The sequence below is a fragment of the Tropicimonas sp. IMCC6043 genome, from assembly GCF_004146235.1.
In the GTDB taxonomy this organism is placed as follows: domain Bacteria; phylum Pseudomonadota; class Alphaproteobacteria; order Rhodobacterales; family Rhodobacteraceae; genus Tropicimonas.
This window is the reverse complement of record NZ_SELO01000010.1, coordinates 61,664-81,514: the sequence shown is the minus strand read 5'-3', so window position 1 is coordinate 81,514 and position 19,851 is coordinate 61,664. Positions and strand designations below refer to the sequence as shown.

Here is a 19,851-nt window from a genome sequence, read left to right as displayed (position 1 = left end):
GAAGGATCTGCTGCTGGCAGAAAAGAAGAAGGCCGCCCGCAATGCCCGCCAACCTGACTTTCGAAGCCCTTCAGGACGCCGTCGCCGCCGGCGAGATAGACACGGTTCTCACCTGCATCGTCGACATGCAGGGGCGCCTGATGGGCAAGCGTTTCCACGCCGCGCATTTCCTGGAGAGCGGCTACGAGGAAACGCATGGCTGCAACTATCTCTTCGCGACCGACATGGAGATGCATACCGTGCCCGGCTATGCCGCCACGAGCTGGCAGACGGGCTATGGCGACTATGTGCACAAGCCGGACCTCTCGACGCTGCGCCGCGTGCCCTGGCTTCCCGGCACGGCGATGGTCATGTGCGACGTGCTCAATCATCACAGCCACGAGGAGATCGCGCACGCGCCCCGAACGGTGCTCAAGCGACAGGTGGCGCGCGCCCGCGCGATGGGGTTCGAGCCGATGTGCGCCACCGAGCTGGAATTCTTCCTTTTCGAGAAGGGGTTCAACGAGCTCTATGACGGCGGCTACCGCGAGTTGCAGACCTTCGGGCGCCATAATCTCGACTACGCGATCATGGGCACCAGCAAGGAAGAGGACGTCATGCGGGCGATCCGCAACGGCCTCTACGGTGCCGGCATCCCGGTCGAGAACTCCAAGGGCGAGGCGGAATCCGGGCAGGAAGAGATCAATGTGCGCTATTCCGACGCGCTCGACACCGCCGACAATCACTCCATCGTAAAGAATGCCTGCAAGGAGATCGCCTATCAGCACGGCCGCGCGGTGACCTTCATGGCGAAATACGCCACCGACCGCGCCGGCTCGTCGAGCCATGTCCACCAGTCGCTCCTGAAGGACGGCGCGCCCGCCTTCCTCGACGAAAGCGCCGAGCACGGGATGTCCCAGACCATGCGTCACTACGTGGCCGGTCTGCTGGAGCATGCCTCCGAGGTGACCTGTTTTCTCGCGCCCTACGTCAACAGCTACAAGCGCTTCTGCGTCGGGATGTTCGCACCGACCAAGGCCGTCTGGTCGACGGACAACCGAACCGCGGGCTACCGGATCTGTGGCGCCGGAACCAAGGGGATCCGGGTGGAATGCCGGGTCGGCGGCGCCGACCTGAACCCGTATCTCGCGCTGGCCTCGCAGCTCGCCGCCGGGCTCGATGGAATAGACAGGAAACTGCAGCTCGAGCCGGAGCTCACCGGCGACATGTATCACGCCGAGGGTATCCGGGAGATTCCGAAGACCCTGCGCGATGCCGCGCGCGCGATGCACGGCTCGGAAATGTTGCGCGCCGCTTTCGGCGATGCGGTCATTGACCACTACCACCATGCGGCGCAATGGGAGATTGCCGAGCAGGACCGAGTCGTGACCGACTGGGACCTGCAACGAGGCTTCGAGCGCGCCTGATCGGCGCAGGACGGCGGAGAAAGACAGATGACAAGGATGATCCAGTGCGTCTCGCCCGTGGACGGGCGAGTGTATGCGGAACGTGAGGCTTTGGCACCGGAGGCGGCCGCAGCGGTCGTTGCCCGCGCAAAGGCTGCACAGACGGGATGGGCCGCCCTGCCGCTCGACGAGCGTATCGCTAGGGTAAGCGCCGGCGTCGCCGCGCTCGACGGCATGAAGGAGCAGGTCGTCGAGGAGCTCGCATGGCAGATGGGCCGCCCGGTCCGGTTCGGCGGCGAGTTCGGCGGCGTCCACGAGCGGACGGCCTACATGTCCGGGATCGCTGCGGAGTCGCTGGCGCCTATGATCGTCGAAAGCTCTGACCAGTATGACCGCCGGATCGAGCGCGAGCCGCAGGGCGTGGTGTTCGTCATCGCCCCCTGGAACTATCCCTATCTGACGGCGATCAACACAATCGTGCCAGCGCTGATCGCCGGCAACAGCGTGATGCTCAAGCACGCCAGCCAGACGATCCTCGTCGGCGAACGGCTTGCCGAGGCGCTGCATGCGGGCGGCGTGCCGGAGGACGTGTTCCAGAACGTCGTCCTCGACCATGCCGGCACCGAGGCGCTGATCGCCGCACGATCCTTCGGCTTCATCAACTTCACCGGCTCGGTGCCGGGCGGCAAGGCCATCGAACGCGCCGCCGCCGGCACCTTCACGGCGCTCGGGCTGGAACTCGGCGGCAAGGATCCGGGCTACGTGATGGAGGATGCCGATGTCGACTGGGCGGTCGACGTGCTGATGGACGGGGCGATGTACAATGCAGGCCAGTGCTGCTGCGGCATCGAGCGGATCTATGTCCACCGGAAGCATTACGACAGCTTCGTCGAGAAGGCCGCTGCCTGGGCCAACGGGCTGCGGCTCGGAAATCCGTTCGAGCCCGAGACGACCCTCGGCCCGATGGCACATGCCCGCTTTGCGCGCACGGTGAGGGAGCAGACCGGAGAGGCCATCGCCGCCGGGGCTGTGCCGCTCATCGAGAAGCAGAACTTCCCACAGGATGACGGCGGCACCTACCTGATGCCGCAGGTCCTCGTGAACGTGGACCATTCGATGCGGGTGATGCGCGAGGAATCCTTCGGCCCTGTCGTGGGCATCATGCCGGTCAGGGACGACGAAGAGGCGCTGGCGCTGATGAACGACTGCGATTTCGGCCTCACCGCTTCGCTCTGGACGGCCGATCCGGAACGCGCTCTCGCGCTTGGCCGCCGGATCGAGACCGGCACCGTCTATCTCAACCGGGCGGATTACCTCGACCCTGCCATCTGCTGGACGGGCTGCAAGGACACCGGGCGCGGTGGTTCGCTCTCGGTGCTCGGCTACCACGCGGTAACCCGCCCGCGTTCCTACCACCTGAGAAAGGTCAAGGCATGATCCCCACTGCCAACTGGTCCTACCCCACGGCCATCAAGTTCGGGCCGGGTCGCATCAAGGAGCTTCCGGATGCCTGCCGACAGGCCGGCATCGTGCGGCCGCTGCTGGTCACCGACCGGGGGCTGGCCGACCTGCCGATCACCGCGCAGGCGCTCGACATCCTCGATGCGGCCGGCCTCGGTCGCGCAGTGTTTTCCGAGGTGGACCCCAACCCGAACGAGAAGAACCTCGAAGCGGCGCTCGTGGTCTACCGGGAGGGTGGCCATGACGGCGTCGTCGCCTTCGGCGGCGGCTCCGGGCTCGACCTCGGCAAGATGGTCGCCTTCATGGCCGGGCAGAGCCGGCCGGTCTGGGATTTCGAGGATATCGGAGACTGGTGGACCCGGGCGGACCCGGATGGAATCGCTCCGATCGTCGCGGTTCCGACCACCGCCGGCACCGGCTCCGAGGTCGGCCGAGCCAGCGTCATCACCAATTCCGAAACCCATGTGAAGAAGATCATCTTTCATCCCAAGGTGCTTCCGAGCGTCGTGATCGCCGATCCGGAGCTGACCGTCGGCATGCCCAAGACGATCACCGCCGGAACCGGGATGGACGCCTTCGCGCATTGCCTCGAAGCCTATTGCTCGCCGCACTACCACCCGATGAGCCAGGGCATCGCGCTCGAGGGCTTGCGGCTCGTGAACACCTATCTGCCGCGCGCCTATGCCGATGGCACCGATCTCGAGGCGCGGGCCCACATGATGTCTGCGGCGGCCATGGGGGCGGTCGCCTTCCAGAAGGGCCTCGGGGCGATCCATGCCCTGTCGCACCCGGTTGGGGCGGTGTTCAACACCCATCACGGCACCACCAATGCGGTTGTGATGCCGGCCGTGCTCCGCTTCAACAGGCCCGCGATCGAGGAACGCCTCTCGGCGGCTGCGGCCTATCTCGGCGTCGGGAACAGCTTCGATGCATTCTATGAACGCGCCCTGGCATTGAACGTGGAACTTGGCATTCCGGCCGGCCTGTCCAAGCTCGGTGTCGACGCGGACCGCCTCGACGAACTGACCGCGATGGCGCTCGAAGACCCGAGCACCGGGGGCAACCCGATCACAATGACGGCGGAGAACACGAAAGCGCTCTTTGTCGAGGCAATGTAGCCCCTGGGCGAGTCCGGCCGGTCTCGGCAGTCGCCGGTCGGCCGGAACGAGGGGAGACCCGGAGCGGTCCGCGGGCTCGACCCCGGGCCGTCCATAAGACGACGACAAAAGGAAAAATCTGTCCTACAGTCCACCCCAGAGGCCCGGACAAGGTCCTCGCAAATCGTCGACAGGGAGAAGAAAATGAAACCAACCATTTTGTGCGTGGGCCTGCTGGCCGCCACCGCGCTGACGGCTGTATCGGCGAGCGCCGAGACGCTCAGGCTGTTGACCTGGGGGTCGTACGCGCCGGAAGAACTCATTCAGAAATTCGAGGAAAAATATCCCGACATTACCGTCGAGGTGACCTTTTCCAACAACGAGGAGATGATCGCCAAGCTTCGCGCGACCGGCGGCGCCGGCTTCGATCTTGCCCAGCCGAGCCACGACCGGATCTATGCCGCGCAGCTCGAATACGGCATCTACAAGCCGCTGGACCTGTCGCAGATCAATACCGACGTGATGTCGCCGGTTCACCTCGAGGCCGTGAAGGCCAACACCACGATCGACGGTGATGTCTACGCCGTGCCGCATCAGTGGGGAACGACCGGTCTGATGGCCGACATGACCAAGGCGCCCGACGTGAAGAGCTGGGCCGACCTCTGCGATCCCAAATACGAGGGCAAAACCTCGATGCGTCTGAAGCGCACGATCCTGCTCGCCACAGCTTTCGCTATGGGCCAGGACCCGTTCGCGCTCTACTCGGATCTCGACCAGTACCAGGAACTGCTCGACCAGGTCGCCGACAAACTCATCGAGTGCAAGGGGAACATCAAGGCCTACTGGCAGGGTGGCGACGACCTCTCGGCGATGATGCTTTCGGGCGAGATCGTGGCCTCCGAGACCTGGGATTCGACCGCCTACAGGCTCTATGACCAGAACAACAACATCGTGTTCATTCCGCCCGAGACCGGCGCGCTGACCTGGATCGACACCTTTGCCATCCCGGCCAAGGGCAATGCCGACGACGCCGCCTACAAGTGGATCAACTTCGTTCTGGAACCCGAGAACATCACGATCATGTCGGGCAGCACGGGCGCGATCGCTGCCGTCAAGGGCGGCGCGGACCTGCTGCCGGAGGACAAGAAGGCAGCCGTGAACGCCGCCTTCACCCAGGAAGACATCGACAACCTGAAATTCTTCGCCAACATCCCGCCGGGTGTCGAGGACATGGAAGGCAAGACCCTGGAGAAGATCAAGGCTGCGACCGGCGGCTGAACCATCGCTCAGGCGGGCGCCGCGCTGATGCGGCGCCCGATCCGCCTTCGCCAGACAATCTGATCCAACGACCGGGACGACATGACCGACGCCGACACCTACGATCTCGAATGCACGGGCATATCCAAGGATTTCGGGAGTTTTCGCGCCGTTGACGATGTCTCCTTCCGCATTCCCAGCGGGACCTTCTTCTCCATCCTCGGACCCTCCGGTTGCGGGAAGACGACCCTGATGCGGATGATCGCCGGCTTCGAGGATCCGACCGCGGGAGATGTCTGCATCAAGGGCAAGTCCGTGTTGTCGGTGCCGCCGAACAAGCGCAACGTGAAGATGGTGTTCCAGCACCTCGCGCTCTTTCCGATGATGGATGTCTACGAGAACATCGCCTACGGGCTGCGATGCGCCGGCGCGACGAAAGACGAGATCGCCAGCAAGGTGGCGGACGTTCTGGAACGTGTGGCGCTGCCCGACCTGGCTCGGCGCGAGATCCACCAGCTCTCCGGCGGTCAGAAGCAGCGCATCGCCATCGCCCGCTGCATGGCGCTCAACCCCGACGTGCTGCTGCTCGACGAACCGCTCGGCGCGCTGGACCTCAAGCTGCGCGAGGCGATGAAGATCGAACTGAAGCTGCTGCAGCACCAGTTCGACACGACCTTTGTCTACATCACGCATGACCAGTCCGAGGCGCTGGTGATGTCCGACTACGTCGCCGTCATGAATGCCGGCCGGTTCGAACAGGTCGGCCGCCCCGAGGAGCTCTATCACGCGCCGCAGACGGCCTTTGTCGCCGGGTTCGTGGGCGACTCGAACCGCTGGACAGGCCGGGCGGTCGAGGTGCGCAGCGACGGGATCAAGGTCGAGACCGATGCCGGCCTGACCGTCATAGCAATGGCACACGGGAACGAGCAGGTGGTGGAAGGCCAGGCGGTCGAGCTCTTCGTGCGCCCCGAATTCATCTCGGCGACCAAGCCGGGGACCCCGGACTCGGATCTGCCTGCCGACAACAGCTACACCGGCACGGTTGACGGCGTGCTCTTCAACGGCGCCAACAGCCGGGTCCTCGTGCGCGGCCCGGCCGGAGACCTCATCGAGGCCGATGTCGTCGTGACCGGTGGCGCGGACGACCTGCGCGAGGGGGATCCGGTCCGGCTTCACTGGGCGCGCGCCCAGTCCATGTGTTTCGCGAGCTGAGGCCGGGTGATGTCACAAGACACGAAACGCCTCTCGCTGATCCTGCTCTTCGCTCCCTTCGCGCTCTGGATCGTCCTGCTGATCCTCCTGCCGCATATTGGCATGGTGGTGCTGTCGCTGCGCGAAAAGGTGGCGCCGCGGGTCTACGAGTTCGGCTTCGGCAACTACGTCGATTTCATGAACGAGCCGATCTACTGGAACACGCTCATGCGCACCGGTTCGATGTCGCTCCTTGTGACCGTCCTGGCTTTGCTCATCGGCTTCCCGGTCGCCTACTACATCGCCAAGATTGCGGGAAAACGCTCGCGTGGGGCGTTGTTCCTGATGTGTCTGATCCCGCTCTGGGTGAGCGACCTGATCCGCGCCTTCGGCTGGATCCTTCTGCTGCGGGAAACCGGCGTCGTCTCCAGCCTGCTGGTCTGGAGCGGCATGACCGACGAGGGAATCGAGTTCCTCTATAACGACGTGACCGTCGTCGTCGGCCTCGTTTACACCGTCATCCTTTTCATGATCGTGCCGCTCGTGTCGACGCTCGACGGCATGGGTGACGACATGATCGAGGCGGGCTACAACCTCGGCGGCAACAGCCTGACGGTGCTGCGGCGGATCATCATCCCTTACGCGATGCCGGGGATCGTCGCTGGCTGCATCGTGGTGTTCATGCTGACATCGGGGAGCTACCTGACGCCAATCCTGCTCGGCGGCAAGAATTCGAGCTGGTTCACCGAGCAGATTTACGACCAGTTCATCACCCGGTTCAACTGGGAGTCCGGCGCGGCCTTTGGCATCCTGCTCTTGGCTTTCACGTCGCTGGTGGTCTGGCTCGGGCTGCGCCTGAGCGGCCAGTCGCTCGCCAATACCGTGGCACGGACCTGAGGAGCGACGGATGGCACGCGCAAACACCAACAAGGCGCTCATGTTCGGCTACCGGGCATATGTGGCCGCCTTCTTCGTCTTCCTCGCCGCGCCGCTGCTTGCTGCCGGCACTTTCGCATTCAACGATTCGCTTTTCCCGGCGCTGCCCTGGCAGGGGTTCACGCTTGACTGGTTCTTCAACGACACCGAGCCCAAGCTCGGCATGTTCCACGACAGGCGCCTGCTGCGCGGGCTCTATTATTCCTTCGTGATCGCGATGATGGTGTCGGTCCTTTCGGTCGCCGTCGGCACGACGAATTCCTTCCTCTTCATCCGCCGCGAGTTTCCGTTCAAGAACGCCCTCTACATCCTGATGATCGTGCCGCTGGTCATCCCCGGCGTCATCCTCGGGATCTCGATCCTGGTGCTGGCAAGCAATGTTGCAAACAGCGTCTACGACCGGTTCGAGATCGAAATTGACCTTCTCAGGCCCGGGATATTCCTGGTGGTGCTCGGTCAGTTCTCCTTCATCACGACGATCACCACGCTGGTCATCTCCGCGCGCCTACGCAAGTTCGACTCGTCGCTAGAAGAGGCGGCGCTCAACCTCGGCGCGGGCCGTGCCCGCGTTCTGCGCACCATCACGCTGCCGTTTCTGAGGCCAGCGATGATCGCCGCCGGGATCGTCGCCTTCCTGGTCTCCTTCGAAAACTTCAACACCACGCTCTTTCTCGTCGGCTCGGAAAGCCCGCTGACAATCACCATGTATGACCGCATGGCCAAGGTCGGCTCCACGCCCGTGCTGAACGCCGTCTCCTTCTTCCTGATGGTGGGGTCCGGGCTGCTGGCGCTGATCTCGGTGGCGATCCAGCGCCCCCACCCGTCCGAATAGTCCGAACATGGCAGATGGTTCCGTCATTGCAGGCGACGACGCTCTCGCCCCGTACTGGTGGGAGGCCAGTCCACCCGACCGCTCGCCGGGAGACGCCCTGCCGCGCGAGGCAGACGTGGCGATTATCGGATCGGGCTACACCGGTCTGCACGCGGCGCTTCAGACGGCACGGGCCGGGCTGGCCACCGTGGTGCTCGAGGCGGAGACGCCCGGCTGGGGGTGCAGCACGCGGAATGGCGGGCAGGTGTCCACCAGCGTGAAGCCCTCCTTCGCCACACTCTCGCCCCGCTACGGCGCGGCGACGGCCGAGGCGATCCTGCGCGACGGACAGGCCTCGCTCGATTTCACCGAAGCCTTCATCGCGGAGGAGGGGCTCGACGCCGATTTCCGGGTGGTCGGGCGGTTCCACGGCGCGCATCTCCCGAAGAGCTACGACACGCTCGCACGCGAGATCGCCACCCCGAACCCGGCGTTCGCGACCGGGGCCTACATGGTGCCGCTTGCCGAGATGGCGTCGGAACTTGGAACAGACGCCTATTTCGGAGGCGCCGTCTTTCCCAGGCATGCAAGCCTCGATCCGGGAAAGTATCACGCGGGGCTGCTGCGGCTCTGCCGTGCCGCCGGCGTTCAGATCGTGCCGAATTGCCGGGTGACGGAGCTGGAACGGCAGAGATCCGGCTTCGCGCTGCGTTCTGAGAAAGGCAGGCTCCAAGCCGGCAAGGTGATCCTCGCCACCAACGGCTACAGCGGCCCGCTTGCGCCCTGGCACCGACGGCGAGTCATCCCGATCGGCTCCTACGTGATCGCCACCGAGCCGATCCCCGCCGAACTGATGACGACGCTTTTCCCGACTGACCGGGTTCTTTCGGACACGCGCAAGCTCGTCTACTACTACCGCCCGTCGCCGGACCGCACGCGGGTGCTCTTCGGAGGGCGGGTCTCGCTAAGCGAGTCGGATCCGAGCCGGACCGGGCCGGTGCTCCTGGCCGAACTCGTCCGGCTCTTTCCCGAGCTGAAAGGCACGCGGATCAGCCATTCCTGGGCCGGCACGGTGGCCTACAGCTTCGACACGTTGATGCATGCTGGCGAGGATTCCGGGCTCTTCCACGCAATGGGATATTGCGGGTCCGGTGTCGGCATGGCGGGTTATCTCGGCATGAAGATAGGCCGGCGGGCAGCGCAACTCGACGACTGCGAGACCGCTTTCGACCGCATTCCCTACCCGACACGCCCGTTCTACACCGGAACGCCCTGGTTCCTGGCGCCTTCGGTCCTCGTCTACCGGATACGCGACAGGTTCGGCTGGTAGGGATCCGGCGCAGCGGCCTTCGGCCTTTGCTTTCGCGGTTCAATGGCACCCGATCTCGGAATCGCCGGACCGGACTCCCTGTCAGTCTATGCGCACGCCCTGACGCTTCAGCTCCGACTGGACGGCCGAAAGGTCGACTTCTTCAAAGTCGCGCCCGGACTTGACGGCCAGCGCTGCCGCGACGCCGGCTGCCTGTCCGACGACGGCGCAGCAGGACATGTTCCGCGTCGCCGCGTGGGCGATCCGGTCGCCGCCGGTCGACCGGCCAGCCACCGCGAGGCCCTTGACCTTTTTCGGAAGCAGCGACCGGTAGGGGAGCTGCATGTAGCGTCCGGTCGTCGGCAGGATCAGGATTCCGTATCCGTCGATGAATTCCGGGTAGATGCCGATGGAATCCTCGAAGCGCCCCTGCTCGCGGACGTCGTGCTCGGTCATGTTGTAGGCGGCGTCGATCTTCCGCGTGTCGCGGATGCCGATGGTCATGCCGAAATTGCGAAGGCGGGCGCCGCCGCAGCCGGGCACATAGCGCCTGAGCGCCTCGATCGCCAGCATCGCCTGCCGCCGCCCCTCGATCTCGCCCCGAGTCAGGCTGTCGGGGTCGGTCCCGTCCACCCCGTCGAGGTGTATCAGGTTCATGTAGGTCAGCTCTCCGGTGTCGTGAATCGCGCCCCATGTCCCGGCGATCGTGTTGAGATGCGGCGGGATCAGGCCCTCCTTGATGGCCCGCTCGAAAGGCTTCTTGAGGAATGGCGAGAACATCTCGTCCTCCTTGCCGGAGGTCTCGATGGTCCAGGCCTCGCCGCCGCTCCAGTCCCGGTAGGTTTGCGGGTCCGACCGGATTCCCTCCATGAAGGCTGTCTTGTCGACGCCGGCGAGATGGAACATCACCGAGGCCGACATCAGCGCCTCGCGCGGCGTCCGGACGGTCGGCGCTCCGGCCCGATGCGCCACGTCGGCATCGCCCGTCGCGTCGATCACCAGCTTGCCGAGGATGGCCTCCCGCCCGGCCTTGGACTCGGTGATGATGCCGACGATCCGGTCGCCGTCCATAACCGGCGCCACGAACTGCCGATGCAGCATCGCGTGGATGCCGGCCTCCTCGACCAGGCGGTCCGCGACGATCTTGAACCCCTCGCTGTCGAGCTCGTAGCTGAGCGACTGGCTCTCGGGCACCGCCGCGCCCATTTCGAACGCCCGCTCCTCGAACTCCCTTGCAATACCGCCAGCATCGACGGTGGCTTCGTGCCGATACCAGGCGAAACCTTCGACACCGACGGCCGTGATATTCCCTCCGAAACAGCCGAACCGCTCCACCAGAGCCACGTCGACGCCCGTACGCGCCGCGGCGAGTGCCGCCGGAAGGCCGCCCGGGCCGGAGCCCACGACAATGACATCGGTTTCGTGGACAACGTCCACTTGCCGGGCCGGCTCGGTGATCTGTCGCATTCGGTGCTTCCCCCTTGGTCCGGCTGCAGTCGACCGCACTCTCGCCGAGACGGTGTCTGTCGCGCATGAAATCGGCCGGTTGCCCGGTCCGGGCACCCGACGGCGTCTCGAGACGATGAATCCGTCCGGGTCCGAAGTCCAGAGCTTGCAGATTTCTTCGCAAAGCGGCCGCCGAATGCGTCCGGTTCCGGCGGGTCTTGTCGGCGTCCGGTTGCACGGCGGTGTCGAATGGGAATACTGGGTGGGCGCCATATATCCTTGGTATTAGTCATGGACGCCGACCCGCGAACGACATCGGAGCAGGCCCCCCTGCCGCAACCCTCGAAATCATGGATCGAGGCGGTTGCCGGACTGGTGCGCGCATCCGGGACGGAGTCCTTTCCGGCCGCGCTCCGAACCTGCCTCGAACAGGTCTGTCCCTTCGACTCCATGGTGGTTTCGACCTATACCGACAATGCCGCACCGGTCGCGCTTTATCACGACCTGGACGAGATGTCGGCGGCGGTCACCGTGCAATTCTACGCCACCGGGCCCTATCTCCTCGACCCGTTCTATCTCGCGTGCCGCAACAATGTGGAGCCCGGCGCCTATCGCCTGCTCGACCTCGCGCCGAAGGATTTCCTCCGCTCGAACTACTACGCCACCTTCTTTCGCAAGATCCGGATCCACGACGAGATGGCGATCCTGCTGCGAGAGCGCGAGAATGCCTGGATCGCGATTTCGCTTGCGCGGTCCCGTCGCCAACGGCGTTTCGACGAGGCGGACCGGGACCGTCTGAACCGCATCCTGCCGATTGTCGAGGCGGGCGCGATGCGGACATGGCACGCGGATCGGCAGGCGGTGCCCGCGACCGACACCGCGCCACAGGACCGGCTCCGGGGCTTCGCGCGCGACCTGCTTAGCCGCCGTGAAGCAGAGATCGTGCAGATGATCCTTCAGGGGCACTCGACCCCGTCCATCGCCACCGAACTCGGTATTGCCGAGGGCACCGTCAAGGTTCACCGCCACCATGCCTATTCCAAGCTCGGCATCCGGTCCCAGTCCGAGTTGTTCGCACTCATGACACGATACCTGATCGAAACCGGCCTCTGATAGAGTGCCTCCTCTGAACTCGTCCGCCGCAACGTTCGAGAAACGGAGGATTTCGCCCTTCTAGAGACCAAGGTCGCGGATGTCGTAAGGGGAGGCGCAAATCGTTGACGCGTCTCCAAGACCTGGCGGCAGGATGGTGGCGGGAATCGCTTGACCCTGCCCTGTCTCTCCCATATGAGGGCCCATCCGCCGAGCCCCGGAGTCTTCCGGGGCTTTGGTTTTGTTCGCAAGAACGGATCACCGGGGACCTCGCAAAAGGGCCCTATACCCAGGCCGCAAGGCCCATACATAGCGGGGCGCAAAGTCCCGCAAAGCTAACGGAAGACAGAAAGCATGGCACTCAAGTCGTACAAGCCGACGACGCCGGGCCAGCGCGGGCTGGTGCTGATCGACCGTTCGGAGCTGTGGAAAGGACGCCCCGTCAAATCCCTCACCGAGGGCCTGACGAAGAAGGGTGGCCGCAACAACACCGGACGCATCACTGCACGACGTCGCGGCGGCGGGGCGAAACGCCTCTACCGGATCGTCGATTTCAAGCGCACCAAGTTCGACGTGGCGGCGACCGTCGAGCGGATCGAATACGATCCGAACCGGACCGCCTTCATTGCGCTGATCAAGTATGAAGATGGCGAGCAGGCCTATATCCTTGCCCCGCAGCGTCTGGCGGTCGGCGACCATGTCGTGGCCGGCGCCAAGGTGGACGTGAAGCCGGGCAACGCGATGCCGTTCTCGGGCATGCCGATCGGCACGATCATCCACAATATCGAGATGAAGCCCGGCAAGGGCGGCCAGATCGCGCGCGCTGCGGGCACCTACGCCCAGTTCGTCGGCCGTGACGGCGGCTACGCGCAGATCCGGCTCAGCTCGGGCGAGCTTCGCCTCGTGCGCCAGGAATGCATAGCCACCATCGGTGCCGTGTCGAACCCGGACAATTCCAACCAGAACCTCGGCAAGGCCGGCCGCGTGCGCCACATGGGCAAGCGTCCGTCGGTTCGTGGTGTCGTCATGAACCCGATCGACCACCCGCATGGTGGTGGCGAAGGCCGGACCTCGGGTGGCCGTCACCCGGTCACCCCCTGGGGCAAGCCGACCAAGGGCGCGCGCACCCGCAACACCAACAAGGCGTCGCAGAAGCTCATCGTGCGCTCGCGTCACGCCAAGAAGAAGGGCCGCTAACACATGTCGCGTTCCGTTTGGAAAGGCCCCTTCGTCGACAGTTACGTGTTGAAGAAGGCGGAGAAATCCCGGGAATCCGGCCGCAACGAGGTCATCAAGATCTGGTCGCGCCGCTCCACCATCCTGCCGCAGTTCGTCGGCCTCACCTTCGGTGTCTATAACGGCCAGAAGCACATTCCGGTGTCCGTTTCCGAAGACATGATCGGCCAGAAATTCGGCGAATACGCGCCGACCCGGACCTATTACGGTCACGCGGCGGACAAGAAAGCCAAGAGGAAGTAATCCACCATGGGCAAGGACAAGAATCCCCGCCGCGTGGCGGAGAACGAGGCGATGGCCAAGGTGCGCATGCTCCGGACCTCGCCGCAGAAGCTGAACCTCGTTGCGGCGATGATCCGCGGCAAGAAGGTCGAGCGGGCCCTGACGGACCTGACCTTCTCGCACAAGCGGATCGCCGAGGACGTGAAGAAATGCCTTCAGTCCGCAATCGCCAATGCCGAGAACAACCACAACCTGGATGTTGACGAGCTGATCGTCGCGGAAGCCTGGGTCGGCAAGAACCTAACCATGAAGCGCGGCCGTCCACGGGCGCGGGGCCGCTATGGCCGGATCATGAAGCCGTTCGCTGAACTGACCATCAAGGTCCGCCAGGTCGAGGAGCAAGCCTAATGGGTCATAAAGTCAATCCGATCGGCATGCGCCTGCAGGTGAACCGCACCTGGGACAGCCGCTGGTATGCCGACACCAAGGATTACGGCAACCTGCTTCTCGAGGACATCGCGATCCGCGAGTTCATCGAGAAGGAAGCCAAGCAGGCCGGTATCAGCCGCATCATCATCGAGCGTCCGCACAAGAAGTGCCGCGTGACGATCCACACCGCCCGCCCCGGTGTCATCATCGGCAAGAAGGGCGCGGATATCGAGGTGCTTCGCAAGAAGCTTGCCAAGATGACCGACAGCGAAGTGCATCTCAACATCGTCGAGGTCCGCAAGCCGGAGTTGGACGCGGCGCTGGTCGCCGAGAGCATCGCACAGCAGCTGGAGCGTCGGGTGTCGTTCCGCCGCGCGATGAAGCGCGCGGTCCAGAACTCGATGCGCATGGGCGCGCTTGGCATCCGGGTCAACGTCGCGGGTCGTCTCGGCGGCGCCGAGATCGCCCGGACCGAATGGTACCGCGAAGGCCGCGTGCCGCTGCACACGCTGCGCGCCGATATCGATTATGCCCAGAAAGACAGCCTCACGGCCTACGGCATCATCGGCATTAAGGTCTGGATCTTCAAGGGAGAGATCATGGAGCACGATCCCAGTGCCCGTGACCGCAAGACCCAGGAGCTCCAGGAAGGTCCCGCGCCGCGTGGTGCCGGTGGCGGCGGTCGCCGCGACCGTGACCGGTAAGGAGAAGAGAAGATGCTGCAACCGAAGCGCACGAAATTCCGCAAGCTCCACAAGGGCCGGATTCACGGCGAAGCCAAGGGTGGCTCGGATCTCAACTTCGGCCATTTCGGCCTGAAGGCAACCCAGCCCGAGCGCATCACCGCGCGCCAGATCGAGGCCGCCCGCCGCGCCCTGACACGGCACATGAAGCGTCAGGGCCGCGTCTGGATCCGGATCTTCCCGGATACGCCGGTGACCTCCAAGCCCACCGAAGTCCGGATGGGTAAGGGTAAGGGCTCGGTCGACTTCTGGGCCGCGAAGGTCAAGCCCGGCCGCGTGATGTTCGAGATCGACGGCGTCAGCGAAACAATCGCCAAGGAGGCCCTGCGCCTCGCGGCGATGAAGCTGCCGATCAAGACCCGGATCGTGGTCCGCGAGGACTGGTAAGCTCCGCGCACCGGTCCGACACGAGAATTTGACCCTCGCCGGAAACGGCGGGGGCTTTTCTTTTTCCGAAAGTTGCGCGCAATGGGCGCCATGACGGACAAGGACATCACATTCACCCGTTTGAGCGGGATAGAGCTCGACGAGATCGCGGCACATATGTCCGATCCGGTCATGGCCGTGCACATGCCGCTTCTTACCGGCACCTGGGACCGCAATGCGGCGCGTCATTTCGTGGAGTCGAAGGAGGCCTGCTGGGCTCGGGATGGCCTTGGGCACTGGGCGTTTCTCCGGGATGGCCTCTATGTGGGCTGGGGCGGATTCCAGAAGGAAGGCGAGGAATGGGATTTCGGCCTCGTCCTGAAGCGGGAGAATTTCGGCCTCGGTTCGCGGATTGCGCGCAAGGCGCTGGACTTTGCCGTTGCCGATCCGCGCATACCCTATGTCACGTTCCTTTTGCCGCCGACGCGGACCAGGCTCGGCGCGCTCGCCCGTCTCGGAGCACGGCCGGAGGGCATGGTCGAGCTCGAAGGAGCGCAGTTCCAGAAGTTCCGTCTGGAGACATCGTAGCGGTTCCAGGCAGTCGCGCTCGTCCGCGGGCTGCGCTATGAGATGTCCATGTCCACAATCGAATCCCTCTTCGTCACCCGCCTGTATCGCGCCGAGCTCAAGGAGTTCGGAAAGCCAATCGACCCGAAGGAGCTGGAAACCTCCTGCCTCGTCATCGCCGAGGATGACGAGGCAGGCCAGACCTGGTGCGAGGAGAACAGCTATCCCGGCTACACCTCCTATGCCTCGCTTACCGACCTGCCCTGGCGCTTCCCGGTCTTCGCTGACCTGAAGGAGGTTCTGGACAAGCATGTGGCCGCCTTCGTCGAGGACCTGGAATTCGATCTCGACGGGCGGGAGCTGAAGCTAGAGGATCTCTGGATCAACATCCTGCCCGAGGGCGGCACGCATGGCTCGCATCTGCACCCGCACTCGGTGATCTCGGGGACGACCTATGTGTCCATGCCCGAGGGCGCGTCGGCGCTGAAGCTGGAGGACCCGCGCTCCGCCCGGATGATGGCAGCGCCGCCTCGGCGGAAGGATGCGCGACGGGAGTTGCAGACCTTCATTCATGTAAAGCCGACCGTCGGCGAGGTGCTGCTTTGGGAGAGCTGGCTGCGCCACGAAGTGCCGCTCAACATGGCCGGGGACGAGCGGATCAGCGTCAGCTTCAACTACAACTGGGCGTGACCTTGCCGAGCCTCCGGGCGCGCGCTATCCCTCTGCGCCAGTGACGGGGAGGTGGTGACATGGCGGCGCGTCAGGATTTCGAGATCGGCGGGTTTCACATCCGGCCGGGCGCGCGGCGGACGGTGGAGTTGCCGGTCAGCATGCTGAGCGACCACACGCCTGTCACCATGTCGATCCATGTTGTTCATGGGCGGCGGGAGGGCGCGACGCTCTTCGTCAGCGCCGCGGTGCATGGTGACGAGGTGATCGGCGTGGAGATCGCCCGGCGCCTGTTGCGGAGCCCGCAACTCGACCGGATCAACGGCACCCTCATCGTGATCCCGATCGTCAATTCGTTCGGCTTCTACAGCCGCTCGCGCTATCTGCCGGACCGGCGCGACCTCAACCGCTCATTCCCGGGCAGCGAAACGGGTTCGCTCGCGAGCAGGATGGCCAACCTGTTCATGACCGAGGTCGTGTCGCGCTGCGATCTTGGGATCGACCTGCATTCGGCGGCGATCCATCGCACCAACATGCCGCAGATCCGGGTTTCGCCCGGTCGCCCGGAAACACTGCGCTACGCCAACGCCTTCGGCGCCCCCCTGGTGATGCGCTCGAAGATCCGCGCCGGCTCGCTCCGCGGCGAGGCGCAGCGCGCGGGTGTCGACATTCTGCTCTACGAGGCCGGGGAGGGGCTGCGCTTCGACGAGTTTTCCGCCCGCGCCGGGGTGGCGGGGATCCTGAGGGTCATGCACGAGCTCGGCATGATCCCCGAAGACGGTGTGCCATTGGCGGAGGCGAAGCCGGTCGTCGCGCACAATTCCTTCTGGGAGCGCGCGGCGGCGGGCGGTCTTCTTCGGACCTTCAAGAGTGCTGGCGAATGGGTCGAAGCGGACGAACTGCTGGGCATCATCTCCGACCCGTTCGGTGAGACTGAGGTGGAGGCCCGCGCCGCAACGCCGGGGCTGATCATCGGACGGACCAACCTTCCGGTGATCAACGAAGGCGATGCGCTCTTCCACATTGCCACGGTCACCGCGTACGAGGCGGAGAGCCGGGTCGAAAGCCTCAGCGCGCAACTCGAAGAGGCGGAACTCTTCGACGAGGACGAGATCATCTGAGGGCAACCCCGCGCCGTGGGGCGCGGGGCAGCTTGTCGTCCGACGGGTGTCAGTCGCCGACGTGGTCGACGCGGCTCCAGGCCGTCCGGTCGATGTCAAGATCGGGGAAGGCGTCGGGGTCGAAGACCGGGCGTTCGATGCCTGCTGCGAGCTGCTGGCGGAAGTCCTTGAGCAGCCGCAGAACCGCCGGCAGCAGCATCATGATCACCACGAGGTTCACGAGCGCCAGGACGCCCATCAGCGGATCGGAGAAGAAGAACACCGCCGTCGCGCCGGGTGCGGTGGCGCCGAGGAAGACAACGCCGATGATGACCACGCGAAGGATGGTCAGCGCCATCGGGTTCTTGGTGATGATCGTGAGGGCGTTCTCACCGAGGTAGTAGTTGTAGATGATCGAGCTGAAGGCGAAGAGCATGATCATGAAGGCCAGAAGGTATTGCGACCAGCTGCCAAGATGCGAGGCCAGCGATTGCTGGGTGAGCACGATGCCGTCGATACCCTCGGCGCCCGGAACGTAGACATCACCCAGAAGGATGATGAAGGCGGTGCAGGAGCAGATGAATATCGTGTCGATGAAGACCGAGAAGCTCTGGGTGATGCCCTGGCTGATCGGGTGGCGGACATCCGCGGTCGCGGCCACGTTCGGTGCCGAGCCGAGCCCCGCCTCGTTGGAGAAGAGGCCGCGCCGGAGACCCTGCGCGATCGCCGCGCCCATGCCGCCGCCGACTGCCTGTTCGATGCCGAAGGCATTGGTGAAGATCGTCCAGAGCACGCCGGGCAGGTGCACGATGTTGAGCAGGATGACGACCAGCGCCATCGCGATGTAGGTCACGGCCATGATCGGAACCACGACATCCGCGGCCTTGGCGATGCGGTGGATGCCGCCGAAGACGATGATGCCCGAGACGACGGCCAGAGCGGCGCCGGTGATGAAGCGGCTGAGACCGAAACTCTCCTGGACCGCGCCGGCGACGGTGTTGCCCTGGAAGGCATTGAAACCAAGGCCGAAAGCGGCGATCAGGCAGACCGAATAGATCACCGCGAGCCAGTTAAATTCCTCTCCGAGCCCGTGCAGGATGGCGCGGGCCGGGCCGCCGCGGAACATGCCATCCGGCTGGCGGCGCTTGTAGAGCTGCGCGAGCGAGCATTCGACGAGGCTCGTGGCCATGCCGACCAGCGCGATCGCCCACATCCAGAAGACGGCGCCGGGGCCGCCAAGCGTGATCGCGACGGCGACGCCGGCGATGTTGCCGCCGCCAACCCGGCCGCCGACCGAGATCAGAAGCGCTTCGCGGGCGGAAATCGCATTGGGGTCGCCCGACTGGTTTTTCGACGAAAGCACCCGGAACATCCGCTTGAAGAACCGGAACTGAACGAAATGGGTCAGTGCGGTGATGAAGATGCCGAAAATGACGAGGAGGGGGATGAGCGACCACCCCCAGGTCAGGTCTCCGATGAGACCGAAGAAGCTTTCGAGAAGGCCCACGTCTGATACTCCCTGCTTATCACATTTCGTTGAGCATAACTTGCTTTCCACGATCCGCCTACGGTTTGCGTGTGCCCCGGGTCGTCGAAGCCGAAAACGGCGCGAAAACAGGCGCTTCGGCCCGTATTGTCGAAAAGGGCCGGACTTTGTGCCCGGCTTTCGGTCAGAATGCACGAAACCGGGTACGGCTTAGACCCATGTCCCGACCGACAGGACCGGAGTTTCGACCGGTTCCGCCTCGCGACACACGTCGCAACCGCCCGGAATCCCGGATTGCACGCGATTTCGGTCAATCCGTCCCCCGGTTTCGACCGAAAGACAGACCGAAGACGCGCACCCGGCCTCGCCGACGCCCGCCCGGTTAACCGCTCCGAAACCTTGGCGGGGTCAGATGTGCCCATGCCCGAGATGCTGCCCAACCCGACCGTCAAGACCCACATGATCCCGCTCAGCGATTTCCGCACGCAGATCGCCCGGTGGACCGCGCGGGTCGCCCATGTCCCCGAACGCATCCTGCTGACCAAACACGGCCGCCCTTTCGCCGCCGTGGTCTCGATGCGCGACCTGGAGATGATCGAACGGTTCGACGGCCGCTCGGTCGAGCAGATGCGCCGCGAGTTCGAGGACATCGCCCGCCGCTTCGCCGCCGCACAGGAGGCGGGACGGCAGAGCCCGCGGGCGGTGCTCTATCCCGGTTCCGGGGAAGGCGGGTATCGGGGTGGGTTTGAGGAGGGGTGAGGCGTGAATGACCGCTCAATGGGAAGAGTGGACGGAAGCTGTGCTAGGCCGAAGACTCCACCCGCAATGGCTGCCTTACGAAATCCAGTCACGCCCTCTTCATCCGCCGGCCCGGGCGACCAGCCCGGGCCACGCCCGACCTCCCCCCAGGGAGGGCGTTTTGCAACCTTGCCAGAAGAACCGGCGTGGCAGTTGGTTGCACCATGAAGTGCCTCGCCCCGTCCGCGCGAGCGCCCTCCCGAGGTCGGGCGTGGCCCGGTCTGATCGCCCTGCTGTCGCGAGATGGTTC

General features: G+C 64.7%; 20 protein-coding genes. 18 read left to right on the top strand and 2 right to left on the bottom strand.

Annotation, left to right across the window (positions count from 1 at the left end):
* Positions 1-41: 41 nt before the first annotated feature.
* The 8 genes from EU800_RS11855 (at position 42) to EU800_RS11820 (ending at position 9,468) form a co-directional block, all read left to right on the top strand.
* On the top strand, positions 42-1,406 hold the full coding sequence (locus EU800_RS11855; protein WP_129632377.1) for a glutamine synthetase family protein: 1,365 nt from the start codon (positions 42-44) through the stop codon (positions 1,404-1,406).
* Positions 1,407-1,433: 27 nt separating this feature from the next.
* Positions 1,434-2,822 (top strand): aldehyde dehydrogenase family protein, encoded by a 1,389-nt coding sequence (locus EU800_RS11850; RefSeq protein WP_129632374.1) that lies wholly within the window; start codon positions 1,434-1,436, stop codon positions 2,820-2,822.
* Complete coding sequence (locus EU800_RS11845; RefSeq protein ID WP_129632371.1) at positions 2,819-3,964, top strand: iron-containing alcohol dehydrogenase; 1,146 nt, start codon at positions 2,819-2,821, stop codon at positions 3,962-3,964. Before EU800_RS11850 ends, EU800_RS11845 begins: the two co-directional genes overlap by 4 nt.
* 183 nt (positions 3,965-4,147) lie before the next feature.
* Entirely contained in the window at positions 4,148-5,221 is a 1,074-nt protein-coding gene (locus EU800_RS11840) for an extracellular solute-binding protein (protein ID WP_129632368.1), read from the top strand.
* An 81-nt stretch (positions 5,222-5,302) separates the two neighbouring features.
* Positions 5,303-6,412 carry an ABC transporter ATP-binding protein gene (locus EU800_RS11835; RefSeq protein ID WP_129632365.1) on the top strand — a complete coding sequence of 370 codons (1,110 nt, stop codon included), beginning with the start codon at positions 5,303-5,305 and terminating at the stop codon, positions 6,410-6,412.
* A 9-nt stretch (positions 6,413-6,421) separates the two neighbouring features.
* Positions 6,422-7,288 carry an ABC transporter permease gene (locus tag EU800_RS11830; protein ID WP_129632362.1) on the top strand — a complete coding sequence of 289 codons (867 nt, stop codon included), beginning with the start codon at positions 6,422-6,424 and terminating at the stop codon, positions 7,286-7,288.
* 10 nt (positions 7,289-7,298) lie between these two features.
* On the top strand, positions 7,299-8,159 hold the full coding sequence (locus EU800_RS11825) for an ABC transporter permease (RefSeq protein WP_129632359.1): 861 nt from the start codon (positions 7,299-7,301) through the stop codon (positions 8,157-8,159).
* A 7-nt stretch (positions 8,160-8,166) separates the two neighbouring features.
* Entirely contained in the window at positions 8,167-9,468 is a 1,302-nt protein-coding gene (locus EU800_RS11820; RefSeq protein WP_129632357.1) for an FAD-binding oxidoreductase, read from the top strand.
* An 81-nt stretch (positions 9,469-9,549) separates the two neighbouring features.
* Here EU800_RS11820 and EU800_RS11815 read toward each other — a convergent pair whose 3' ends face one another.
* Positions 9,550-10,914: an FAD-dependent oxidoreductase gene (locus EU800_RS11815; RefSeq protein WP_129632354.1), complete on the bottom strand. Its 1,365-nt coding sequence runs from the start codon at positions 10,912-10,914 to the stop codon at positions 9,550-9,552.
* 270 nt (positions 10,915-11,184) lie between these two features.
* Here EU800_RS11815 and EU800_RS11810 point away from each other — a divergent pair, with 270 nt between their 5' ends.
* The 9 genes from EU800_RS11810 to EU800_RS11770 all read left to right on the top strand — a co-directional run bounded on the left by EU800_RS11810 (position 11,185) and on the right by EU800_RS11770 (position 17,338).
* Positions 11,185-12,006 carry a LuxR C-terminal-related transcriptional regulator gene (locus tag EU800_RS11810; RefSeq protein WP_129632351.1) on the top strand — a complete coding sequence of 274 codons (822 nt, stop codon included), beginning with the start codon at positions 11,185-11,187 and terminating at the stop codon, positions 12,004-12,006.
* Between the two features lie 333 nt (positions 12,007-12,339).
* On the top strand, positions 12,340-13,182 hold the full coding sequence (gene rplB, locus EU800_RS11805; RefSeq protein WP_129632348.1) for a 50S ribosomal protein L2: 843 nt from the start codon (positions 12,340-12,342) through the stop codon (positions 13,180-13,182).
* A 3-nt stretch (positions 13,183-13,185) separates the two neighbouring features.
* A complete protein-coding gene (gene rpsS, locus EU800_RS11800; protein WP_129632345.1) occupies positions 13,186-13,464 on the top strand; it encodes a 30S ribosomal protein S19 in 279 nt (92 codons plus the stop codon).
* 6 nt (positions 13,465-13,470) lie between these two features.
* The gene (rplV, locus tag EU800_RS11795; protein ID WP_129632342.1) at positions 13,471-13,851 is read left to right on the top strand and encodes a 50S ribosomal protein L22; all 381 of its coding nucleotides are present in this window, start codon (positions 13,471-13,473) and stop codon (positions 13,849-13,851) included.
* Positions 13,851-14,576, top strand: a complete 726-nt coding sequence (rpsC, locus tag EU800_RS11790; RefSeq protein WP_129632339.1) for a 30S ribosomal protein S3 — start codon at positions 13,851-13,853, stop codon at positions 14,574-14,576. Before rplV ends, rpsC begins: the two co-directional genes overlap by 1 nt.
* 12 nt (positions 14,577-14,588) lie before the next feature.
* Positions 14,589-15,002, top strand: a complete 414-nt coding sequence (gene rplP / locus EU800_RS11785) for a 50S ribosomal protein L16 (RefSeq protein ID WP_129632336.1) — start codon at positions 14,589-14,591, stop codon at positions 15,000-15,002.
* An 81-nt stretch (positions 15,003-15,083) separates the two neighbouring features.
* Positions 15,084-15,569, top strand: coding sequence for a GNAT family N-acetyltransferase (locus EU800_RS11780; RefSeq protein WP_371685625.1), 486 nt, complete (start codon positions 15,084-15,086; stop codon positions 15,567-15,569).
* A gap of 48 nt (positions 15,570-15,617) precedes the next feature.
* Positions 15,618-16,238 (top strand): 2OG-Fe(II) oxygenase family protein, encoded by a 621-nt coding sequence (locus EU800_RS11775; protein WP_129632329.1) that lies wholly within the window; start codon positions 15,618-15,620, stop codon positions 16,236-16,238.
* Positions 16,239-16,297: 59 nt separating this feature from the next.
* Entirely contained in the window at positions 16,298-17,338 is a 1,041-nt protein-coding gene (locus EU800_RS11770) for a succinylglutamate desuccinylase/aspartoacylase family protein (RefSeq protein ID WP_129632326.1), read from the top strand.
* Between the two features lie 49 nt (positions 17,339-17,387).
* Here the strand turns inward: EU800_RS11770 and EU800_RS11765 are convergent, their stop codons facing one another.
* Positions 17,388-18,824 carry a sodium:alanine symporter family protein gene (locus EU800_RS11765; RefSeq protein WP_129632321.1) on the bottom strand — a complete coding sequence of 479 codons (1,437 nt, stop codon included), beginning with the start codon at positions 18,822-18,824 and terminating at the stop codon, positions 17,388-17,390.
* Between the two features lie 399 nt (positions 18,825-19,223).
* Between EU800_RS11765 and EU800_RS26825 the strand changes: the two genes are divergently transcribed.
* Positions 19,224-19,562, top strand: a complete 339-nt coding sequence (locus EU800_RS26825) for a type II toxin-antitoxin system Phd/YefM family antitoxin (RefSeq protein WP_165354642.1) — start codon at positions 19,224-19,226, stop codon at positions 19,560-19,562.
* Positions 19,563-19,851 lie beyond the last annotated feature (289 nt).

Bases quoted from the DNA above. Each gene is read 5' to 3' on its own strand.
- EU800_RS11850 (WP_129632374.1), top strand. From the start codon at position 1,434: ATGACAAGGATGATCCAGTGCGTCTCGCCCGTGGACGGGCGAGTGTAT.
- EU800_RS11810 (WP_129632351.1), top strand. From the start codon at position 11,185: ATGGACGCCGACCCGCGAACGACATCGGAGCAGGCCCCCCTGCCGCAA.
- rplV (WP_129632342.1), top strand. From the start codon at position 13,471: ATGGGCAAGGACAAGAATCCCCGCCGCGTGGCGGAGAACGAGGCGATG.
- EU800_RS11780 (WP_371685625.1), top strand. From the start codon at position 15,084: ATGGGCGCCATGACGGACAAGGACATCACATTCACCCGTTTGAGCGGG.
- EU800_RS11770 (WP_129632326.1), top strand. From the start codon at position 16,298: ATGGCGGCGCGTCAGGATTTCGAGATCGGCGGGTTTCACATCCGGCCG.
- EU800_RS11845 (WP_129632371.1), top strand. From the start codon at position 2,819: ATGATCCCCACTGCCAACTGGTCCTACCCCACGGCCATCAAGTTCGGG.
- EU800_RS11820 (WP_129632357.1), top strand. From the start codon at position 8,167: ATGGCAGATGGTTCCGTCATTGCAGGCGACGACGCTCTCGCCCCGTAC.
- EU800_RS11855 (WP_129632377.1), top strand. From the start codon at position 42: ATGCCCGCCAACCTGACTTTCGAAGCCCTTCAGGACGCCGTCGCCGCC.
- EU800_RS11835 (WP_129632365.1), top strand. From the start codon at position 5,303: ATGACCGACGCCGACACCTACGATCTCGAATGCACGGGCATATCCAAG.
- EU800_RS11825 (WP_129632359.1), top strand. From the start codon at position 7,299: ATGGCACGCGCAAACACCAACAAGGCGCTCATGTTCGGCTACCGGGCA.
- EU800_RS26825 (WP_165354642.1), top strand. From the start codon at position 19,224: ATGCCCGAGATGCTGCCCAACCCGACCGTCAAGACCCACATGATCCCG.
- rplP (WP_129632336.1), top strand. From the start codon at position 14,589: ATGCTGCAACCGAAGCGCACGAAATTCCGCAAGCTCCACAAGGGCCGG.
- EU800_RS11815 (WP_129632354.1), bottom strand. From the start codon at position 10,914: ATGCGACAGATCACCGAGCCGGCCCGGCAAGTGGACGTTGTCCACGAA.
- EU800_RS11775 (WP_129632329.1), top strand. From the start codon at position 15,618: ATGTCCACAATCGAATCCCTCTTCGTCACCCGCCTGTATCGCGCCGAG.
- rplB (WP_129632348.1), top strand. From the start codon at position 12,340: ATGGCACTCAAGTCGTACAAGCCGACGACGCCGGGCCAGCGCGGGCTG.
- EU800_RS11830 (WP_129632362.1), top strand. From the start codon at position 6,422: ATGTCACAAGACACGAAACGCCTCTCGCTGATCCTGCTCTTCGCTCCC.
- rpsS (WP_129632345.1), top strand. From the start codon at position 13,186: ATGTCGCGTTCCGTTTGGAAAGGCCCCTTCGTCGACAGTTACGTGTTG.
- EU800_RS11840 (WP_129632368.1), top strand. From the start codon at position 4,148: ATGAAACCAACCATTTTGTGCGTGGGCCTGCTGGCCGCCACCGCGCTG.
- rpsC (WP_129632339.1), top strand. From the start codon at position 13,851: ATGGGTCATAAAGTCAATCCGATCGGCATGCGCCTGCAGGTGAACCGC.